Origin of the sequence: Limnohabitans sp. (genome assembly GCF_040400975.1) — a bacterium.
GTDB lineage: Bacteria > Pseudomonadota > Gammaproteobacteria > Burkholderiales > Burkholderiaceae_C > Limnohabitans_A.
The window spans coordinates 1-2,335 of record NZ_JBBAPF010000084.1; the positions used below are offsets into that span (position 1 = coordinate 1).

At 62.6% G+C, this 2,335-nt stretch carries 1 protein-coding gene; it reads left to right on the plus strand.

Going from position 1 to position 2,335, the window contains the following annotated elements:
* Positions 1–1,794 (plus strand): reverse transcriptase domain-containing protein (locus ABWQ00_RS15865; RefSeq protein WP_353239624.1); only part of this gene is annotated, 1,794 nt, incomplete at its 5' end.
* Positions 1,795–2,335 lie beyond the last annotated feature (541 nt).

Below are 2,335 nucleotides of genomic sequence, written 5' to 3' on the forward strand. Positions count from 1 at the left end.
TTTCGGATGTCGAAGACCCTCCACAGGGCACTGTCCAAAGAGCAGCAGTCAGACCGTCTGACCATCCAAGCAGGAGGCCGATGGACGTCCGCCACCTTGCACAAGGCTGGCCTCATTGACTATCCGGCATGCCCCTGGTGCAGCGACCAGCCGGAGACCATTGAGCACTTATGGTGGTCATGTCCGGCCATGTCGGAAATCAGGAGACTTACGCTTGGTACCATCAACTTTGACCACGCGTCTCTCCCGCGCGCCCTCGCCATTCACGGCTTGGCGCCCGAGATGGGCAATGACGTGGAGCACTCCTACTGGAACAACAAAGCAGGCACCCCGCGCAGTCACACACATGGTGCCCGAGATGAAGCCAGACACATCCCACAGCACGCCGCCGTGGAGGCAGGGATCTCGCCCAACACAGTGGGCAAGCTGTCCATGCGGCAGCTCCTCCTGCGCATTGCTGGCCCCTTCCCGCACTTTGTCCCTGGGCCGTTGCACCCCATTGGAGACGCGGCGCCGGAGGCCATCAACTGCTACACAGACGGCGGCATCCTCTTCTTCTCTACGGGACCGGCCGCCCTCCCCGGATGGGGGGGCACCTACCTCGGTGGCGCCGATCAGCTGCAGGCAGAACTACTCAACCAGTCCGCCTGGACTGACCATACCAACCACGAACTGCGCTTCTGGGGCCAGCTGGACGGGCCTGCCCTCTCATCCACCAGGGTGGAAGGCTGGGCCATCATCGGGGCGCACTTGCTCCCAAAGCCCATACACTTGGGCGTTGACAACTCAGCCGCCCTGAGACACCTCAACGACATCCTGCAAGGCACCACGGGCACCTCGAGGCGCCCATGGGGCATGCAACTTGATGGAGACATGTGGGCCATCTTGGACGAAATTGTCAACGTCCGCGGCAAGCACGCCACCAAGGGCACCAAGGTCAAAGGCCACGCGACGGACGAGGACGTCCGCAAAGGGCTCACCACACCCAGCGACAAGCAGGGTAACGACTCTGCTGACAAGATGGTACACAGAGGTTATGACTCTTATGGGTTACGCCGTCGCGCATTATGCGCTCTCCACGACGAAAGATGGGATCACTATGCCACGCTGGTTGGCAAAATCAAAAAGATGATGATCGCCATCATCGCCGCCACTAGGAAACGCCGTGACGAGGTCACTGGCCAAGTTTTCAGCGGAGGTGGACGACCTCAACGCATTTTACACGCCACCGCCCCGCCGCTTGGCGACCCCCTCGCCGCCAGGCGCATACGCACCAATTCCCTGGCCACCCCTTTCACCGGCCAGCCTGGCAACCTGGGATGGAGAGGTCTTCTGGCCGGATACCTCTCCGAGCTTCAATGGGTTCCCAGAGAAGCATCCAGTCTACTCATGGGCTGCTCATGGCTGGAGCTCCTCATCGACTTCGAGCTCAGCACCAACGCCACCGTACGTGCCGCCTCCCTGCTTTTACAAGATGGCGCCAGCCTCCTCCGGCGGGAGGATAGCATCGGCAGCTCCATAAGCTCTTCCAGGCCGAGGTCCTCCTGCAGCTGCGGGATCTCTTCACAGCTGACGTGCGCCAGCTATTCTCGCCGTGCAAGGGAAGACACAGACTGTCATGCCTGGGAATCCGGACCAGCGTGGCTTGCTTCCAAGCCTGGCCAAGGTGGGACGATGCGCGGCACAGAGAGATCCAGTGCAGGATCCTTGCCCAGAGAGGCATTGACTTGTTGCGCGCCAGGGAGGGCCTCGCAAGCGGTGAGATGGTGCTCACCGTTGGCGCTATCAACATGACGCGGCCCGCCACATGGAGGCCTCGCCACATCAACGTTGACGAGCCCCGACTGGTCACGGTCGCCAAGGACGGAGGCACGGCCTCTAGCTTCCCTGTGCAGTGCAGCAAGTGCTGTGGCACCCACATCCTGGCAGAGCGCCCCTCCCTCGCCTTCTCGCCGCGCATCTACTGCCAGCACTGCGGAACTCTTGTTCGGCTCAGGAGATGCCGCTGCATCACATGCGGCAACTTCATGGAGAAGTGTGACTGTAGGCAGCGCCTTAGCGGCCAGGCCAACAGGCAGCTCTCCATCCGCGAGAGCCTCTTCGGGCCTGCGGCAGCCAACAGTGCGCGCCCTAACAACGCTGGCAGCAGTGCAGCGACCCAACCGGGGGCTCTCCCGGCACCTGCGCCCCAGCGCACGAGGCGCAGACCTCCTCGTGCCCCTGTTGTGGGGCCTCCACCGCAGCCCAGCGCCCCGGCCGCGGCCTTCTTTCCAGCCAGCTGACCTGACGGGTCACTGCCAACAAGCAGCCTCCTGTGCTGTTCCCCTGCATTGGT